General features: G+C 60.3%; 9 protein-coding genes and 1 riboswitch. Of the genes, 5 read left to right on the forward strand and 4 right to left on the reverse strand.

Translation table 11 applies throughout. The features are described 5' to 3' along the window. The first annotated feature begins 736 nt into the window (after window positions 1-736). Window positions 737-960: riboswitch (cobalamin riboswitch) on the forward strand. 122 nt (window positions 961-1,082) lie between these two features. The 4 genes from ACIOWE_RS22355 (at window position 1,083) to cobM (ending at window position 3,230) form a co-directional block, all read left to right on the forward strand. Beyond that, entirely contained in the window at window positions 1,083-1,280 is a 198-nt protein-coding gene (locus tag ACIOWE_RS22355) for a CbtB domain-containing protein (protein ID WP_201238428.1), read from the forward strand. An 11-nt stretch (window positions 1,281-1,291) separates the two neighbouring features. Then, the gene (locus ACIOWE_RS22360; RefSeq protein ID WP_201238429.1) at window positions 1,292-1,993 is read left to right on the forward strand and encodes a CbtA family protein; all 702 of its coding nucleotides are present in this window, start codon (window positions 1,292-1,294) and stop codon (window positions 1,991-1,993) included. Continuing rightward, window positions 1,990-2,403, forward strand: coding sequence for a cobalamin biosynthesis protein (locus ACIOWE_RS22365; protein WP_401395947.1), 414 nt, complete (start codon window positions 1,990-1,992; stop codon window positions 2,401-2,403). The genes ACIOWE_RS22360 and ACIOWE_RS22365 overlap by 4 nt, the downstream gene beginning before the upstream one ends. 80 nt (window positions 2,404-2,483) lie before the next feature. After that, a complete protein-coding gene (cobM, locus tag ACIOWE_RS22370) occupies window positions 2,484-3,230 on the forward strand; it encodes a precorrin-4 C(11)-methyltransferase (protein ID WP_401395950.1) in 747 nt (248 codons plus the stop codon). Window positions 3,231-3,397: 167 nt separating this feature from the next. On the opposite strand, the gene nfuA is transcribed toward cobM, so the two are convergent. The 3 genes from nfuA to ACIOWE_RS22385 form a co-directional block, all read right to left on the reverse strand. Then, window positions 3,398-3,982 carry a Fe-S biogenesis protein NfuA gene (gene nfuA, locus ACIOWE_RS22375; RefSeq protein ID WP_003225494.1) on the reverse strand — a complete coding sequence of 195 codons (585 nt, stop codon included), beginning with the start codon at window positions 3,980-3,982 and terminating at the stop codon, window positions 3,398-3,400. Window positions 3,983-4,039: 57 nt separating this feature from the next. After that, on the reverse strand, window positions 4,040-5,074 hold the full coding sequence (locus ACIOWE_RS22380; protein WP_401395953.1) for an acyltransferase family protein: 1,035 nt from the start codon (window positions 5,072-5,074) through the stop codon (window positions 4,040-4,042). Window positions 5,075-5,253: 179 nt separating this feature from the next. After that, the gene (locus tag ACIOWE_RS22385) at window positions 5,254-7,536 is read right to left on the reverse strand and encodes a fatty acid cis/trans isomerase (RefSeq protein ID WP_401395956.1); all 2,283 of its coding nucleotides are present in this window, start codon (window positions 7,534-7,536) and stop codon (window positions 5,254-5,256) included. 155 nt (window positions 7,537-7,691) lie between these two features. Here ACIOWE_RS22385 and metH point away from each other — a divergent pair, with 155 nt between their 5' ends. Beyond that, complete coding sequence (gene metH, locus ACIOWE_RS22390) at window positions 7,692-11,402, forward strand: methionine synthase (protein WP_401395959.1); 3,711 nt, start codon at window positions 7,692-7,694, stop codon at window positions 11,400-11,402. Between the two features lie 53 nt (window positions 11,403-11,455). Here metH and ACIOWE_RS22395 read toward each other — a convergent pair whose 3' ends face one another. After that, window positions 11,456-18,706, reverse strand: a complete 7,251-nt coding sequence (locus tag ACIOWE_RS22395; RefSeq protein WP_401395962.1) for an NEL-type E3 ubiquitin ligase domain-containing protein — start codon at window positions 18,704-18,706, stop codon at window positions 11,456-11,458. Between the last annotated feature and the right edge of the window lie 126 nt (window positions 18,707-18,832).

Here is an 18,832-nt window from a genome sequence, read left to right on the forward strand (position 1 = left end):
CGCTGCACCTCCTCTCGATGTGTTTGGCTTCGCCAAACGGCGCTGCGCGCCTAACCCCCGGATGAACACCTTCGCTCGGCCTGCCGAAGGGGCTGGAGATCAACAGCCAAATCCAAAGCAGATCAAAAGATCGCAGCCTTCGGTAGCTCAGGGGACTGGGTACACCTACCAGAGTTTGGTTGGCTGTCAGGCCGCCATCGCTGGCAAGCCAGCTCCCACAGGGGTCGAGTACAACCGGTAGAAACAGGTCTACTGTCAGGCAGCCTTCGGTAGCAAGCCCCCATCCACAGTTTGAACCAGGCTCACCAACCAGCGCCTGGTCGGCTGTCAGGCCGCCATCGCTGTCACAAAAAAATGAGTACACCCCAAACGCGGCGCATGCCGCCCCACTCAACACAATGAGCGTTAGCTCGAGTACCGCTCTTGATCTAGAACGCCCGTCGGAAGGCTGAGTGGAGGGATTGATCCGGGGGTGGGAGCGCAGCGACCGTTTGGCGAGCCAAATGCATCGAGAGGAGGTGCAGCGAAGCAAACCGTAGGCGATGCGCCCGGATCAATCCCGCAGCGAAGGAACCCGAGCCTAAGCGAGGGCCGTACGTCAGGGTAAAGCCTTTTGGGTTACCTTTTCGGCGTTTGGAAAAGGTGACTCGCCGTCAGGGCGAAACCCTAAGAAGCCGTTACCGCAGCAATGGATCTGCCCCCCCAACCAATTGACTCAAATCCCCCCTCATGATCTCCTACACAACTTGTTACGGGTGCCCTTCACAGGGTGAAACGGGAAACCGGTGAATCATGTGCTTTACTCTTAAGCCATGTCAGTCCGGTGCTGCCCCCGCAACGGTAAGCGAGCGAAGCGTCAGATCCACTGTGCCAGCACGGCATGGGAAGGTGACGCTTGCAGGTCGGCCTGACGCCAACCCCTCGTGAGCCCGGAGACCGGCCCGCAACACACAGCCCGCATTTGTGCGTCGCTGAACATAACAAACCCGCGGTGGGCGGGCGCTGTTCGAACCCCTGCGTGCCCGACTCGCAAGGGTTTTCATGCGCTCTATTCACCCGCTGACACTCCAGAGGGAAGCGCCATGTCGATCATCAGCAGCACCGGCAGCAACACAGACAAAATCGCCAGCAGCACCACACTGAGCCAACGTCTGACCGCCGCCATTTTCGCGTCGATTCTCGGCGCCAGCCTCGTCTATTTCGCCGGTTTCTCGCACATCGAAGCGGTCCACAACGCTGCCCACGATACCCGCCACAGCGCCGCGTTCCCGTGCCACTGAGACCTGCCGAGATGATCAAACGAATTGCACAAACCGCAGGCTTCACCGGCCTGCTGGCCGCCCTGCTCCTCACGCTGCTGCAAAGTTTCTGGGTTTCGCCGCTGATTCTGCAGGCGGAAACTTTCGAGAAAGCCGAGCCTGTGGCTGAAGTCCACGAACACGCCGCCGGTGCCGCCGCACACACCCACGATGCCGAAGCCTGGGAGCCGGAAAACGGCTGGCAGCGCGTCGTTTCCACGACTGGCGGCAATCTGGTCGTGGCCGTGGGTTTTGCCCTGATGCTCGCCGGTCTCTACACCCTGCGCGCGCCGACCAAGACGTCGCAAGGTCTGCTCTGGGGTCTGGCCGGTTACGCCACTTTCGTATTGGCGCCGACGCTGGGCTTACCGCCAGAACTGCCAGGCACCGCAGCGGCAGATCTGGCTTCGCGACAGATCTGGTGGATCAGCACCGCCGCCTCTACCGCTGCCGGTCTGGCGCTGATCGCGTTCAGCCGTCACTGGCTGATGAAAATCCTCGGCGTGGCGATTCTCGCCGTGCCGCATGTGATCGGTGCACCACAACCGGAAGTGCATTCGATGCTGGCTCCGGAAGCCCTCGAAGCCCAATTCAAAATCGCTTCGCAGCTGACCAACGTCGCGTTCTGGCTGGCCCTGGGCCTGATCAGCGCCTGGCTGTTCCGCCGCAAAAGCGATGGTCAATACCACGCATGAGCAATGACAGCACAGCGCCGACCTTTGTGGTCGGCCTGGGCTGCCAGCGCGGCTGCCCTGCCAGCACGCTGCGCGCGTTATTCGATCAAGCCTTGCAGGCCCATCGCATCGACCTTCTGGCGGTCAAGGCTTTGGCCAGCATTGACTTGAAGCGCGATGAACCCGGTTTACAGGAGCTCGCCGCCCAACTGGCGCTGCCCTTGCTGTACTTCAGCAGTGAAGAACTGGCCAGTTATCAGCAGCGACTGAGCCACCATTCGCAGATCGCCTACGAACGCACGGGTTGCTACGGCGTGGCGGAAAGTGCGGCGCTGGCCCTCGCCGAGCAACTGATTCAAGCCCCGGCAAAACTGCTGATTTCCCGACAAAAATACGCGCAGGCAACGTTGGCATTGGCCGGCGCTGCGTAAAATCCCGATAATCCCCGCCATCGATCATGAACAATCTTCATCTGAAGCGTTGCCGCGCCTCTTTTCCAAAGGATTCAACGATGACCGTTTACTTCATCGGCGCCGGCCCCGGCGACCCGGAATTGATCACCGTCAAAGGCCAGCGACTCATCCGCAGTTGCCCGGTCATCATCTACGCAGGTTCGCTGGTGCCGGCGGCTGTGCTGGCCGGTCATCAGGCTGAAACGGTGGTCAACAGCGCTGAATTGCATCTGGAACAGATCATCGAACTGATCAAGACCGCAGATGCCAAAGGCCAGGATGTGGCGCGGGTGCATTCGGGCGATCCAAGCCTGTATGGCGCGATTGGCGAACAGATTCGCTACTTGCGAGAGCTGGATATTCCGTTCGAAATCGTTCCCGGCGTCACCGCGACAGCGGCGTGTGCGGCGCTTCTGGGCGCCGAACTGACCCTGCCGGACGTCTCGCAGAGCGTGATTCTGACCCGATATGCCGACAAGACCGCGATGCCGGCGGGTGAAGAACTGGGCAGCCTGGCCCGGCATGGCGCGACCATGGCGATTCATCTGGGGGTCAATCATCTGGAGAAAATCCTCGCTGAACTGCTACCGCATTACGGTGCGGACTGCCCGATTGCAGTGATTCATCGGGCGACGTGGCCGGATCAGGATTGGGTGGTGGGGACGATTGAGGACATTGCCGGAAAGGTCGCGGCCAAAGGGTTTCGGCGCACAGCGTTGATTCTGGTTGGGCGCGTATTGGGGAGTGAAGTGTTCAGCGAGTCATCGCTGTATCGCGCTGGGCATGCTCACCTCTATCGCCCATAACGCACATGTGGCGAGGGAGCTTGCTCCCGCTGGATCGCGCAGCGATCCCAAAACCTGTCAACGCATTCATCACGGGAAAATGCATTGCCTGGGTTGTGACTGCTACGCAGTCAAGCGGGAGCAAGCTCCCTCGCCACAGCGCCGTTCTTTATTTCGCAGCGAACACCTTAGTAGTAGGCGTTTTCTTTCTGCGTGTGGTCGGTCACGTCGCGAACACCCTTAAGCTCGGGAATACGCTCAAGCAGCGTGCGCTCGATACCTTCCTTCAGGGTCACGTCGGCCTGGCCGCAGCCCTGGCAACCGCCACCGAATTGCAGTACGGCGATGCCGTCTTCAACCACATCGATCAGGCTGACCTGACCGCCGTGGCTGGCCAGCCCCGGGTTGATTTCGGTTTGCAGGTAGTAGTTGATGCGCTCGTTGACCGGGCTGTCGGCGTTGACCATCGGCACTTTGGCGTTTGGCGCCTTGATGGTCAGCTGGCCGCCCATGCGGTCGGTGGCGTAGTCGACAACGGCGTCGTCGAGAAACGCTTCGCTGAACGAATCGATATACGCGGTGAAGCTTTTCAGCCCCAGCGCCGTATCTTCGGGTTTTTCTTCGCCCGGCTTGCAGTAGGCAATGCAGGTTTCGGCGTACTGGGTGCCAGGCTGGGTGATGAAGACGCGGATACCGATGCCCGGGGTGTTCTGCTTGGATAGCAGATCGGCCAGGTAATCGTGGGCGGCGTCGGTGATGGTAATAGCGGTCATGGAAACTCCTCGCAGGCTTGGGCGCAGTTTACGCCAATCATTGCGTCGGACAAAGTCCTAGTATTTTTGTCGGGAAAGATTCTCGACAGGCTCAACCGTTGGTTCACGACCAATCCGCGCTTTAAGCCACCGATAGCTGCGCTTTTCTACCCATTCATAGCTCAACCACGAGCCCACGCCAATGGCCAGCGCGCAAACGACAAACATCAGATACGGGTTGATGCCGTAGCGCCGCGCGAGGAATCCACCAGCCGACAGTACCAGCACATGCATCAGGTACACCGAATAGGAGCAATCGCCGAGTAGCTTGAGCACACGGCTGCGCTCGACGTAACGCTCCAGCGCCATGCACGACATCACCAGAATTGCGCTCGGCACGCCCCAGTTGAGCAATCTCGGCGCCGGCGCCAAATGGTAAATCGCTAGCAACGCCACGACGATCCCCGCCACCGGCAGCCAAAGCCCGCCGCCAATCCAGCCGCGTCGATAGAGCATGCCGATACCAATCCCCAGCAAGAACTCATAAACGATGTCCGAGCGGTAGAACTCGCTGATCCAGCCAAACCCGGTCCACGCCTGACACACCGCAAACAGCAGCGCTGCGACCACCAGCAGGCGCACCTGCAAACGAAACAGCAGTGCCCAGGCAAACAGCAGGTAGAAGAGCATTTCGTAATTGAGTGTCCAGCCGACATTCAGGGTCGGATAGATCCCGTAACCGCCGGGGTTCTGCGTCGGAATGAACAACAGCGACAGCAGCAGATGGCTCCAGTCCAGCGTTTGATCGGGCAACAGTGGCTGGGCGAAAACCACCAACAACGCCATCAGCAACGTATACAGCCAATACGCCGGGACGATGCGAAACAATCGATACAGCAGGAATTGCCCGGGCCGCAGGCTTTTGTCTTCAGTCGAAAGAAAAATCACCAGACCACTGATGACGAAGAAAATGTCGACGCCCACCGCGCCCTTGTCGACGAACCACTGGCCCACCGGGCCTCGGGCTTCGAAGTCGAAAAAAATCTGCATGAAGTGATGGCAGACCACCGTCCACGCGGCGAGCGCACGCAGGGCCTGCACTGAAATCAACATCGCCCACTCCCATCACAATTCCTGAAGTACCACTAAACCCTGTGGGAGCGGGCTTGCCCGCGATGGCGGAGTGTCAGACCACATAAATGTTGAATGGGTCGCCCTCATCGCTGGCAAGCCAGCTCCCACAGGGAATGTGGGTCTAGTCAGAATTGGGACAGCAGATCACTCTCAAACGATCAAAGATTCTCGTAGCGGTTCATGTCCAGCACGCCCTCTTCCACCGGATCGGTTTCGTGCAGGTACTGGCTCAGATCGTGGAAATAGAACCAGAATTGCGGGTGGCTGCGGCGGATGCCCCAGCGTTCGACGATTTTTTCGAAACGATTGGCATCCTTGGCGCTTTCCATCGCATCGACAAACGCTGGCACCTGGTCGGCCGGAATGTTGAAGATGAAGTTCGGATAACTGCTGAGCACACCCGGATAAATGGTCAGCGTATCCAGCCCCGGCTGATAACGCAGCGACTCACCGAGCAAAAACGCCACGTTGCTGTGGGCGCGATTGCGCAGCAGGCTGTAGACCTCGCGTTTGCCGCTGGCGGTTTCGATGCGCAGCATGGTTGCTTCCGGCAATTGATCGATGACTTTCAGGCCAGCCGCCGGACGTGAGGTCAGGCGACTAAGAGCCTGTTCGGCATTCTGCAGCGCCGGATCAATGTTCGGCCGCGAGCAATAGGCGCCGTCACAGCGGTTAATTGGATCGGGCCGCGCATTGAGATCGCCATAACGCGCCAGCAACTGCATGGCGAAGTCGTATTTCGGGTCTCTCTCGTCGAGCTTCAGCGCGGTCGGCTTGTCGTCGTCGATGGCTTCATAGTCGAGCCACATCTTGAATTGGCCGCTGCTCTGGTACCAATCGTCGAGGTAGTCCTCGCGGGAGTTGGCCGGCATCAGGCGCAGAAAGTTCTGTTCGGCGCCGTTGCGGATCAGGTCGAAATACAGGCGGGTTTGTGCCTGATGCGAGACATTGCCGAACACATCGAAGTTGACCGCCAACTGGTAATAAGTGCGCTCCAGCAACGGATAGTCGAACAACCACATCGTCTGCGGCACTTCACCGATCAGGCCTTTGGTCACCGAGGCGCTGTCGAAGTGACGGAAAATGCTCAACAGCGCGTTGTCGTTGCCGGCCCACAATGTCGACCAGCTCGGCGCCGGTTGATCGGCGTAACTGTCGCGGCGCAGCGCCTCGTATTCGTTACGTTTGTCGCGATAGTTGTGCCACAGACTCAGGACGCTGCCGACATCGTCGTTCTGCCCGGGCATGGCCAACAGCGGCGTGGCCTGGCCGCGATAGTTGGGGTCGGTGATGTACAGGTCATGTTCAGGGGCCTGGAACAGCGCCCAGAAGTTGTCGCGGATCACGTCTGTGGCGATCTGCCCACGGCACACCGGGCCGCGAATAAAGGTACGGACGAAATACTCAGCGTTATCGAGCATGAACTGATAGCGCGCCTGCGCCGGAATCGCCTCAAACGTGGCAAACGGGTTGGCGCGGCTCTGCGGGCCGTAGCCGGGCAACGCGCTGACCTGCCAGTTGCCGTTGTAGAACAGGCTCTTGACCCGCGCCATCTTCGCCGCGCTGAGTGGATAAGTGATGTGGGTTTTATGCACGATCACCCCTTGCACCGGCCACAAGCGGTAGTAAACCTGGGTGCCCGGATCATCGTTGGGGCGGCGGGTGGCAATCAGGTCGATCGGCTGACCTGTCGGCGTGCGCGAGCGTACCCACTGGAAGAAATGCCCCGGCTCGCCATCCTTGAAATAGAGGTGCGCCAGGAACAAGTGCTCGAACAACCAGCGCCCGACCAGGCTCTCACGAGCGCCCGGTGCATTGAGCAGGTTTTCCCACTGGACGATCTGCAAGGCTTCTTTTGCACTTGGTGCCAGCCCTTGCTCGTCAATCGGCGCACCGGACGCCAGCCAGCGCTGCAACGTTTTGTACTGCTGATCGGTGAGCCCGGTCACCGCCAGCGGCATGCCTTCCTTCGGATGCGCGCCGGCATAGCCCTCGAATTCGGCGGGCATCGCGCACATGTTCTCGCGATTCAGGCCGAGCACGATGTCTACGGGGAGTTTGGCATTCGGCGTCAACGGGGTTTTGTGTCCCAGCTCAAGCATGCGCGCCATCAACGCGGCTTGACTGCCCTGAGCATCGAGCACCGAATAGAAGCCCTTCTGCTGCCAGGCACGTTTGCCAAAGGCGTCGTAGAACAGGCGTGTGGTCGGTGCGGCTTGCGTGCGTTCGCCATCATAGACCGGCATTTTACTTGCGCCACGTCCGGCGCCTTCGCCACTGCCCAGATTCAGCTGACAAGCAGAGTCGTAACACGCATGGCAGGCCACGCATTTCTCGGTGAAGATCGGCTGGATATCACGGGTGTAGGAAATCTTGGGTTCCTGCGCAGCGGCGCCCCAGCTGAGACACAACAAAAAAATGCTGACGACGCGGTACGACATGCCCTTGATCCCGATCCTGTAAAAAACGCCGCGATTCTACAGTATGACGCCCGCACCAACATGAGCGATATTCATGCAAAACCTCCACATGCTCTAAATCGGCACAGGTTTGTTATGATCCCGCTCCTTCGTAATGGTCTTTCCGAGTAGTCCAAATGTCCGATCGCAGCGTCCGCCTTCAAGCTCTCAAGCAAGCCCTCAAAGAGCGCATCCTGATACTCGACGGCGGTATGGGCACGATGATCCAGAGCTACAAGCTCGAAGAGCAGGATTATCGCGGTAAACGCTTCGCGGACTGGCCGAGTGACGTCAAGGGCAACAACGACCTGCTGGTGATCACCCGTCCGGACGTGATCGGCGGAATCGAAAAAGCCTATCTGGATGCCGGCGCCGACATTCTGGAAACCAACACCTTCAACGCCACGCGCATTTCCATGGCCGATTACGGCATGGAAGAGCTGGCGTACGAACTAAACGTAGAAGGCGCACGCCTGGCGCGCAAGGTCGCCGACGCCAAGACCGCCGAGAACCCGGAGAAGCCACGCTTCGTTGCCGGCGTGCTCGGCCCGACCAGCCGCACCTGCTCGCTGTCGCCGGACGTCAACAACCCTGGCTACCGCAATGTCACCTTTGATGAGCTGGTGGAAAACTACACCGAAGCCACCAAAGGTCTGATCGAGGGCGGCGCTGACCTGATCCTGATTGAAACCATTTTCGACACCCTTAACGCCAAAGCGGCGATCTTCGCCGTGCAAGGTGTGTTCGAAGAGTTGCACATCGAACTGCCGATCATGATTTCCGGGACCATCACCGACGCCTCCGGTCGTACCCTGTCGGGCCAGACCACCGAAGCGTTCTGGAACTCCGTGGCCCACGCCAAGCCAATCTCGGTCGGCCTCAACTGCGCACTCGGCGCCAGCGAACTGCGTCCGTACCTGGAAGAGCTGTCGAACAAGGCCAGCACCCATGTGTCTGCGCACCCGAACGCCGGCCTGCCGAACGAATTCGGCGAGTACGACGAACTGCCGTCGGAAACCGCCAAAGTCATCGAAGAATTTGCCCAAAGCGGTTTCCTGAATATCGTCGGCGGCTGCTGTGGCACCACGCCGGGGCATATCGAAGCCATCGCCAAAGCCGTGGCCGGTTACGCGCCACGGCAGATTCCGGACATTCCCAAGGCTTGCCGTCTCTCGGGTCTGGAGCCGTTCACCATTGACCGCAGCTCGTTGTTCGTCAATGTCGGCGAGCGCACCAACATCACCGGTTCGGCCAAGTTCGCCCGTCTGATCCGTGAAGATAACTACACCGAAGCGCTGGAAGTAGCCCTGCAGCAGGTCGAGGCCGGCGCGCAGGTGATCGACATCAACATGGACGAAGGCATGCTCGATTCGAAGAAGGCCATGGTGACCTTCCTCAATCTGATCGCCGGCGAGCCGGATATCTCTCGCGTGCCGATCATGATCGATTCGTCGAAATGGGAAGTGATCGAAGCTGGCCTCAAGTGCATTCAGGGCAAGGGCATCGTCAACTCGATCAGCATGAAAGAAGGCGTCGAGCAGTTCATCCATCACGCCAAACTGTGCAAGCGCTACGGTGCTGCGGTGGTGGTGATGGCGTTTGACGAAGCCGGCCAGGCCGACACCGAAGCGCGCAAGAAAGAGATCTGCAAACGTTCCTACGACATTCTGGTCAACGAAGTCGGCTTCCCGCCGGAAGACATCATCTTCGACCCGAACATCTTCGCCGTCGCCACCGGTATCGAAGAACACAACAACTACGCTGTGGACTTCATCAATGCCTGTGCCTACATCCGCGACGAACTGCCGTATGCGCTGACTTCCGGCGGCGTGTCCAACGTGTCGTTCTCGTTCCGTGGCAACAACCCGGTGCGCGAGGCGATCCACTCGGTGTTCCTGCTGTACGCGATCCGCGCCGGCCTGACCATGGGCATCGTCAACGCCGGTCAGCTGGAGATCTACGACCAGATCCCGGTCGAGCTGCGCGACGCCGTTGAAGACGTAATCCTCAACCGCACCCCGGAAGGCACCGACGCCCTCCTCGCCATCGCCGACAAGTACAAGGGCGACGGCAGCGTCAAGGAAGCCGAGACCGAAGAGTGGCGCAGCTGGGAGGTCAACAAGCGTCTGGAACATGCGCTGGTCAAAGGCATCACCACCCATATCGTTGAAGACACCGAAGAGTCGCGCCAGTCGTTCGCCCGCCCGATCGAAGTGATCGAAGGCCCGCTGATGTCCGGCATGAACATCGTCGGCGACCTGTTCGGCGCCGGCAAAATGTTCCTGCCGCAGGTGGTGAAATCCGCCCGAGTAATGAAGCAGGCCGTCGCGCACCTGATCCCGTTCATCGAACTGGAAAAAGGCGACAAGCCGGAAGCCAAGGGCAAGATCCTCATGGCCACGGTGAAGGGCGACGTGCACGACATCGGCAAGAACATCGTCGGCGTGGTGCTGGGCTGTAACGGCTACGACATCGTCGACCTTGGCGTGATGGTTCCGGCAGAAAAGATCCTGCAAGTGGCCAAGGAGCAGAAGTGCGACATCATCGGCCTGTCCGGCCTGATCACGCCGTCGCTGGATGAGATGGTCCATGTGGCTCGCGAGATGCAGCGTCAGGATTTCCATCTGCCATTGATGATCGGTGGCGCGACCACCTCCAAGGCGCATACGGCGGTGAAGATCGAGCCGAAGTACAGCAACGACGCGGTGGTCTACGTGACCGACGCCTCGCGTGCGGTCGGTGTAGCAACCCAGTTGCTGTCGAAAGAATTGAAGGCCGGTTTCGTCGAAAAGACCCGCCTGGAATACATCGACGTGCGCGAACGTACATCGAACCGCAGCGCCCGCACCGAGCGTCTGAGCTACGCCGCTGCCGTTGCCAAGAAGCCACAGTTCGACTGGGCCAGCTACGAGCCGGTGAAACCGACCTTCACCGGCAGCAAGGTGCTGGATAATATCGACCTCAAGGTGCTGGCCGAATACATCGACTGGACGCCGTTCTTCATCTCCTGGGATCTGGCCGGCAAGTTCCCGCGCATCCTCGAAGACGAAGTGGTCGGTGAAGCTGCCACCGCGCTGTACAAGGACGCGCAGGAAATGCTCGCCAAACTGATCGACGAGAAGCTGATCAGCGCCCGCGCAGTGTTCGGTTTCTGGCCGGCCAATCAGGTGCATGACGACGACATCGAACTGTACGGCGATGACGGCAAGCCAATGGCCAAGCTGCATCACCTGCGTCAGCAGATCATCAAGACCGACGGCAAACCGAACTTCTCCCTCGCCGACTTTGTTGCGCCGAAGGACAGCGAAGTGACCGACTACGTCGGTGGTTTCATCACCACCGCCGGCATCGGCGCCGAAGAAGTCGCCAAGGCTTATCAGGACGCTGGCGACGATTACAACTCGATCATGGTCAAGGCCCTCGCCGACCGTCTGGCCGAGGCTTGCGCCGAGTGGCTGCACCAACAGGTGCGTAAAGAACACTGGGGTTACGCCAAGGACGAAGTGCTCGACAACGACGCGCTGATCAAAGAGCAATACAGCGGCATCCGCCCTGCCCCGGGTTATCCGGCCTGCCCGGATCACACCGAGAAGGCTGCGCTGTTTGCCTTGCTCGACCCGCAAGCCGAAGAAATGCGTGCCGGCCGCAGCGGCGTGTTTCTCACCGAACACTACGCGATGTTCCCGGCGGCAGCGGTCAGCGGCTGGTATTTCGCTCACCCGCAAGCGCAGTACTTCGCAGTCGGCAAGATCGACAAGGACCAGGTGCAAAGCTACACCTCGCGTAAAGGTCAGGAGCTGAGCGTGACCGAACGCTGGCTGGCACCGAACCTCGGTTACGACAACTGAGTCCCGACCCGGGCATGAGCGCAGCGTGCGCCCATGCCCGTTCACTCACCCCCTCATTGGCGAGTTGACGGGCCCGGTTGTGGTGAGGACGGGCCAGGCAACTCCACCTCCTCAATCGGGACCAGCGCCCGCATCTCCATGCGCGACAGCTCCATCAGATTAGCGGTACTGGCAGTCGCCAACTCAACCTCGAGTTTGTGCAACGCCTTGGTGTATTGCTCCAGCGCGGGCCCCTCGGTTCTGTCGGGATGCGCCTCCTCGACCTCACCCAGGCGTGTGGAAGCGTTGCGCTCAACGACATCAAATGCGTCGGGATGGCGCTCGCGCAGATAACGCACCCAGTAATCACGCGAAATCAGATCGTTGATAAACACATCGCCTGCCTCATCGGCAAGCACCGAGGCACGCGCACTGGCGAGTTGTTGGCCGCGAATGGGCCGGCCGTACATCATGTGCTCGGGTTGCCCCGGCAACTCCAGCCCGTCGGGCCAACCCGAGGTCATGCCGATACGATATTCCAGACGCACTTCCGCCCTGTCCTGTCCGCGCCCGGCGCGTTCTGCCAGACGGTCGACCCGGCCCAGGCGAAACAGCCGGCGCGACAGATCGAGCAAGGCGCGACCGCGTTGCTCCGGCCGCTGGCGCGGGATATCGCGCAACGCGTTGTATTCATAGACCCGGCTTTCCAGTTCGCTGAATGACAGGATGCGTCCGTCGGTACAAGCGCCGTGGGTCTCGGCATTGATGAACAGCAGTTGCCGCAGTTCGGTGTTTTCCGTAGCGGCTTGTATGACTTGCCATACGCGGTGAGTCAGGTCGGCGCGTGACAGTCGGAAATCACTGGTATTGCGCAGCGTCGACAGCAAATGAAAAAACGCCTGGCGATTGTCTTCCTGGGCGAGTTGCATCCAGAGGCTGGTTCTGCTGGATCGCACATCAGCCCGTGTATCCACGAGCCAATGCTGCAAGGCTGAATCGGACACCTCAAGCGAGGGATTGAGCAGGGTTTCGATCGGCTCGACATTGGCATGAGTATCGTCGCCGCCGTCGCTGGCTCCATCGCTGTCGCCCCCTGAATCGATGTCGGAATCGAAATCACTGTCCGAATCGCTGATGAGCGCTCTGATGCGCAAATCGAGTTCCTCAGGCGATATGCCCATCACCGCAGCGTCGCCGTGCCGAGCGCTGTAATTGCGCATTTGCTCAAGACTCATGAGCGACAACTGATAAGTGTCGGTGAGCTGCGTGCCGCCGACCAGTGGTTCATGAGTGCCGTCCATCAGGCGTTCCGGGATAACCCTGAAATCGTTGCCACTGAGGTTCAAGGTCCGCAGGTTCGGTGCCTCCAGCAGCCCTTCCGGCCACTGCGCCAGACCGTTGTAAGCCAGATTCAGCATCTCGATACGGCTGAAGCTGCGGGCATCGAATTGATTGAGATGGTTATGACTTACGTCCAGCCAGCGCAATTGATCACGACCGGGCAACCGGTACAACGATTGCGCGTCCGAGAACTGGTTGCCGTTGAGCTCCAGGCGTTGCAGCCGGCCCATGCTGTGCACAGCCTCGGGCAGCGCGCTCAGTTCATTGCCGTTGAGCACCAACGTGCTCAACTCCGGGAAAGCACGCAAAAAGCCATTGGAGCCCTGCGCGGTGATTCGCGAGCCTGTCAGATTCAGCGTTCGTACATGGGCGAATTCAGCTGTCAGTGACGGTAGATCGCCGGTCCGCGGCCCCATCAGGTTGAGCACTTGCCCGGCGTCCGGAGTCAGCGCCGTGAGTCCGTCCTGCCAGCATTCGCGAATGCTCAGGGCCGCGAATCCACGTCCATCGGCACTGACCACCGCATGGGTCGAATGGGTCTCGCGGGTAAAGATCCAGCCATTGAGCTGACGCGTCAGTGATTCGCTGCTCAGTTGCCATTCGTCGAGACGGTTGCTGATCTGGCCGTCGCTCATGCCCGCGCTGCGCAGTCGCGAAATGCATTGTTCGGCCTCCGCTGGCGAAATGACCTGATTCAGATTCTGCAAACGTTCCGCCATCCCCGAGGCCTGCGCCCCGCTACTCGCCCGGCTGGGCAGCGGCAACAGGTACCCGGCGATGGACCTGGCCGTTTCGCTCGGAGGAAAGTCTGTCGGCACCGGTTCCAGCGCAAACCGTTGCAACGTCCCTACGGGCAAACCTCTGACGTTTTCAACGCGCAGTTGCGCCTCGCTCAGCGCCGTCTGGCCGGCGGGACTGAGTGTATTCCCTGTCAGGTTAATCTTGAGCAGCGCGTCGTTGTCGGCCAGAACCGACGGCGGCAGCGAATCGATGGCATTGTCGCGCAGGTCGGCCCACTCAAGCTCCGGCAAATGCTCGGCGCCGGCGGGCCAGGCCTGAAGTTCAGTGGCGCGCAGGTTCAGCGCCTTGAGACGCGTCAGCGGGGTGACGTCCAGCACCGTCAGCGGATTCTGGCTGGCATTCAAGTACTCAAGACTGGACAAGTGACTGAACTGGCTCTGTACGTGCGGCGTGACGGCAATGCGGTTTTGCGAGATATCAAGACGGCTCAATTGCGGCAAGTCGCCTGGCGCGAAAGGCAGCTCGCTGAAGCCATTGCCACTGATTTCCAGGGTCTGCGTGCCAGCGAAAGCCCGAATGAAATTGCCCACCTGCTCGACCGGCGCATCCAGCCAGCCCAGCCGCAAGGTGGTTACATCGGAGAATATTCCGGCCGGCAACGGCGGCAGTTCGCTGAGCTTTTCATAGCCCAACAGTTGCGACATCTGCACACCCGATGCGGGCAATTCGAACAGGGTGACTTTGTCATTCAAGCCATAGCGGGCACGTACGGCGACGCGCCAGTGGTTCTCCAGTGCCCGCAGTACGCTGGCGTTGGGTTCGTGGGTCCAGCGCAACACGCGCTGTGCCGTGCGCAGTTCTGCCGAAGTGCCGGGCTGAAAGAACTGGCGAAAGATCCCGGCGTGTTCGGCACGCAACGCTTCTATAGCGGCGAGCCTCGTCGCGGGCGTCTCCCAGAGCGTAAGAATCCGCTCAGGCAAGCGGTTGATCAGTCCGGCCTCACCGGTCAGAAACCCCAACTCTCCGTAGCAGTAGCCGCGCACCATCAGCGGCAGATCAACCAGATGCCCCAACGGCCCGGAGTAATTCCTGACGTACTCGTACGCGGGTTTGAAAGCGTCATGGGTAAACTTCGACCAATCCAGCGACAGTCCCGCCCAGAGTTTTTCATGTCCGCTGTAGAGGGCCTGCGGAATGACATTGATCGAGGTGTTGGACAGGTCCAGCCGCTCCAACTGTGGAAGATCCTGCGCATAGGCAGGCCACTGCGTCATGGCCGGCGCATCGATCGTGAGACTCTTCAATTGCGTAAGCGGCGCCAGATCAAGGTTGTGCACGGCGGCGGGATCGACTCCGTCGCACTCAATGTGCAACGTTTCAAGGGATGTCAGTCCCTGTAATCGTGTCGGGAAATCGCCGGCCAGCTTGTACGCATGGGATCTGAATCGCAGGCTCTTCAACGAGTGCATCGCGCTGACCGAGCGCGGCACGGTCGTCAGCGGCTGTGCACCGGCCGTGTAGATGTCGAGAAAGTTGCCGCGTTCGCCCAGCGAGAGTTTTTCCACGTTGGCAAAGTGCGCCAGAAAATCCTCGGCATTGGCATCCGTCAGCCCGCGCCCACCCACGGACAACTCGCGTACATGGCTGAAATCGGTGGTCAACCTCGGCAGCGGTTCGAGACTGCTGATCACCAAACGATCCGCACCGGGTACTTCTGCTGACAACGGCGCCTGTCGCCAACAGTCTTTGAGTGCTTGCGCGGTCAGGGTCTTGCGCTCATACGTGGCCTGTCCATCGGAGCCTGCCGGTACACCGCGAAGCGGGCGCTCCGGTGCGGGTCCCAGCCATCGTTCAAGCGAGGTATTCAGCGCGTCCCAATCGCGCTGGCGGTTCTGCAACAGGTTGAAAATGTCCTTGTCGGTTTTCCCGGTTTGCAACTGCCGGAGGATGAAACCGTTGGCCTGCTGATCGGTCAGGTGCGGATACACATCGCGCACGCGCACGGTCAAGTGCGGATTCATGCCCGGCCCGCGACCACTGGCGTAGTAGCCCAACAGCTTTTCGTTGACCCGTGTTGGCGGTTTGAACCAGGCGGCCTGCGGTTCCAGCAGGGTCACTGCCTCAGTGCGATGCTGATCAGCATGCTCGATGATGCTGCGGCGTAACTCGGCACTCTGGCTGACCTCAGGCACCCTGAGACTGCGACGGGCGTCATCGGGCAAGGCGTGCATGATCGAAGCATAGAAATTGTCGCCGACGTCTGGCTGGCTGTTGAGGGCTTCTCCTCGCTCATCGAAGGCCTGAAAACGCTGGCCCTTTTTGATCAGGTACTTTTTGTCGCGGGCGTTCTCGCTGCCAACGCTGTCGAGCAACGCGCCGCGTTCGCTGCCCTGACGAACTTCGAGGCGAACGGTTTCAGGCCAGCCCCGCAGGTTTTGCAGGGTGTGTAACGCCAGACGCCGGCTATCGGCGGTCGCGATATTTTCACTGCGCAGTCCCGCGTAAGCGCGAGTCTGGCGTCCCTGTTGCACGAACCAGCGCGCCTCTTCGACCAGACGCAGGGGCACGCCTCGGTTCGCGTTGATCCGCTCGATCTCGTCAGGCCTGGCGTGCGCAAGGATCTCCTCGGCCGCGGCGTCGCTGAGCCCCGGACGGATTTTCTGCAACAACCTGACACGCGTGTCGGCCGGCGAAGTCCCGCGATAAATACTGTCGAAAATCGCCGGCTGGCGGGCTCGGGCGTAATCGGCAATCTGCTGACTGAACTCATTGGAACGAGCCTGTCGTACGCGCGCGCCGCCCTCACCGAGCAGGCGGTTGATTTCAGGTTCATCCATCTGGGCGAGGATGCGTGCGGTCAGGTCGCCACGCAGGACGTCGGCGCGGCTCACCTTGATCGGCGCCCTGGCGACCGCACCGCGCACCTGACGCTTGGCGCCATAGGTGACCGACTCGCCGCTCAATCGGTCCTCATTGAAGATCTGCAGCACGCGGTTGGCCGGCCAGCGCTGCATTTCCGTCACCAGCGGCAATGCGTGCAGGTACAGCGGGTCAACCGCTTGGCTGCCGCGTAGTTGCGCAATCACCCGTGCAGAATCCGTATCGGCCTTGAACAGTCGCATGGCGTCCTGCAACTCGGGTGGCGGCGCTGCGTTATCCAGATGCATTTTGCGCAACGCGTTATCGCTGACCCCGCTGACATCAGCAACCCTGAGCAACTGCGCGTCGGAAAACCCATCGGTGGCATGCCCCATGCGCCGCAACAAGGTCAACCGGTCCCATTGCAAAGGACGCTCCAGCGTATGCCGCCAGGCACCTCGGCCATTGTGTTCAAGCACGGGCTGGTAAGCCTGCGGATCAGAGGGATGGCGAATGCGCCATTTGCCCAGTGATTCATCGAAGAACTGTTGGTAGGCCTGACCGCCCTGACGAAAATAGGCGTTCCCGTCGAGCAGATGCTGCCCGGACAGATTCGCACCGGTGCTGGCCTCCAGGTCCACCGGCGAAGCATAAGCACGCAGATCCGCTTTCCACAGCCGGGTTTTGCCATTGGGCAATGTCACTGGGTGCAGGTCTTCCAGCACTGCGGGGGCTTTGGCCGCCTGAAACTTGCGCACCCCGGCACCCACCCCGGCCATCAGCGCAATCTGCACGAGGTTTTCGGCCACATCCACCAGATGATCCTTGGCCGCCCGACGATCACCCTCTCCCCACTCGACCGCCCCCTCAAGGGTTTCGTACAACAGCTGCCCGGCCATCACCACCATCATCACTTCGCCGAGCACCGGCACGAACATCGACACCAGGTTCAGGCCCAGCAGACCGACTTGCATCAGGTGGGCGAGTTTCGCCTCTCGGGCCTTGGCGTCGACCTCTTGGGTCGGCACCGCATGACTGCGCGCATCGGCCAGTACCTTGGCGCAATGTTGCCGGTGGAGGTACTCCCAGAGATCCTCGTTTTCCGCCCAGATGCCTCGCCCCTTGCGCGTGAGGGTCGAAGGTGCGAGATACGGATCCGGCGCCGGTTCCAGTTTCGCCGCAATCTCCGGTGGCAACTCCTTGATACGGGTGAATGCCGTGGTGGGCATCACCGCGTCGATAATCGTGCGCCAGGGCGAGCGCCAAGGATCGCTCGGGGAGTCGGCAGCCTTCTGCGTGAACTGGCTGAAATAGTACGGACGCTGGTCGTAGGGGACGAACTGGCTGAAAAAGCGTTGGTGCGGCGTCGGCTCTGCGCCGGCCAGCGCGGCGCTTCTTGCGGTGAACTGGCGCTTGAACTCCTGCTTCATCTGCGAGCCGCCGTAGCGCTTGAGCGGGTGCTCGGGATCGTTGGGAACGTAGAGAATCACTTCGTCGCTGTAACGATATTTTTCGCAGATCGAGAAGGCCACGCAGCCGGTCATGCGCTTTTTCATCAAGCCCAGGTCTTCGAACCAGACTTGCTTGTTGCCCATCCACGGATGCCTCTCGCCGTTGATCACCGAGACGATCATGCGGTAGTCCGCAGGTTCGATGTCTTTTTTCAGCAGCGCCAGTTCGGCGGCAGCGCGCATGGCTGCCTTCTGACTGGCGATGAACGGCTCGCGAAGTGCGGTGGGCGCCGTCGTGGCGTGCGGATAAAAAAAGCCCTTCAGGTACGCCTGGTATTGCTTGCCGATATCCAGGCTGCGGCACAACGTCAGAAACTGGCTGACGCTCAGGTTTACCGCCACCGCTTCGTAAGTGCCCGGCGCAGTGGTTTGCACAACGAACCCGGAAGTCGCGTGATAGGCCCCCGGCTGGCATTCGTAAGCTTCGAAATTGTGCAACGTGGCGTCGAGCATCGATAGCTTGAGCACTTCAAACGACGACAGTTCGATCTCGAAAATGCTGATTTCCAATGGGCGTCGCAGGCACAGCAGGGTCTTGTCGACATCGACCTGAAGCTGGAATTGGTCTTTCAGGGCCTTGATCAACAGAGGCCGGGCGAAGGCATCAACGTCCTGAAACGCCGCCATGCTTTTGTCCAGCCGATTCTGCGCATCAAGACTGGCCACGAGGCTTGCATTCAATGCCTCGCGCTGGTCAGCACGGGCGTTCCGATACCACACTGGCAACGTTGTATGAATGTCCTTGAACGCCTGGCGTCTTTGCGCCGAAGCGTCGGTCAACCATTGCGGGATGGATTGTTCGAGGAAGTCGCCGTGCAGGCTTTGGGTGGCCGCCGGCGGCACAGTTGGCGCAGGAGATGGGATTACGGTCATGGTCGCTCCTTTTTGGTGGAGCCAAGAGCAGACCATCTCGGGCACGGGCATCTGCGGTAGATAGATATCGCGCGATGAATGGATACCTGTCGACTGTATGGGCGTGCGGCGGCAGGCCATCAAGTG

Origin of the sequence: Pseudomonas sp. NPDC087598 (genome assembly GCF_044743525.1) — a bacterium.
Lineage (GTDB): Bacteria > Pseudomonadota > Gammaproteobacteria > Pseudomonadales > Pseudomonadaceae > Aquipseudomonas.

Bases quoted from the DNA above. Each gene is read 5' to 3' on its own strand.
- ACIOWE_RS22355 (WP_201238428.1), top strand. From the start codon at position 1,083: ATGTCGATCATCAGCAGCACCGGCAGCAACACAGACAAAATCGCCAGC.
- ACIOWE_RS22360 (WP_201238429.1), top strand. From the start codon at position 1,292: ATGATCAAACGAATTGCACAAACCGCAGGCTTCACCGGCCTGCTGGCC.
- ACIOWE_RS22365 (WP_401395947.1), top strand. From the start codon at position 1,990: ATGAGCAATGACAGCACAGCGCCGACCTTTGTGGTCGGCCTGGGCTGC.
- cobM (WP_401395950.1), top strand. From the start codon at position 2,484: ATGACCGTTTACTTCATCGGCGCCGGCCCCGGCGACCCGGAATTGATC.
- nfuA (WP_003225494.1), bottom strand. From the start codon at position 3,982: ATGACCGCTATTACCATCACCGACGCCGCCCACGATTACCTGGCCGAT.
- ACIOWE_RS22380 (WP_401395953.1), bottom strand. From the start codon at position 5,074: ATGTTGATTTCAGTGCAGGCCCTGCGTGCGCTCGCCGCGTGGACGGTG.
- ACIOWE_RS22385 (WP_401395956.1), bottom strand. From the start codon at position 7,536: ATGTCGTACCGCGTCGTCAGCATTTTTTTGTTGTGTCTCAGCTGGGGC.
- metH (WP_401395959.1), top strand. From the start codon at position 7,692: ATGTCCGATCGCAGCGTCCGCCTTCAAGCTCTCAAGCAAGCCCTCAAA.
- ACIOWE_RS22395 (WP_401395962.1), bottom strand. From the start codon at position 18,706: ATGACCGTAATCCCATCTCCTGCGCCAACTGTGCCGCCGGCGGCCACC.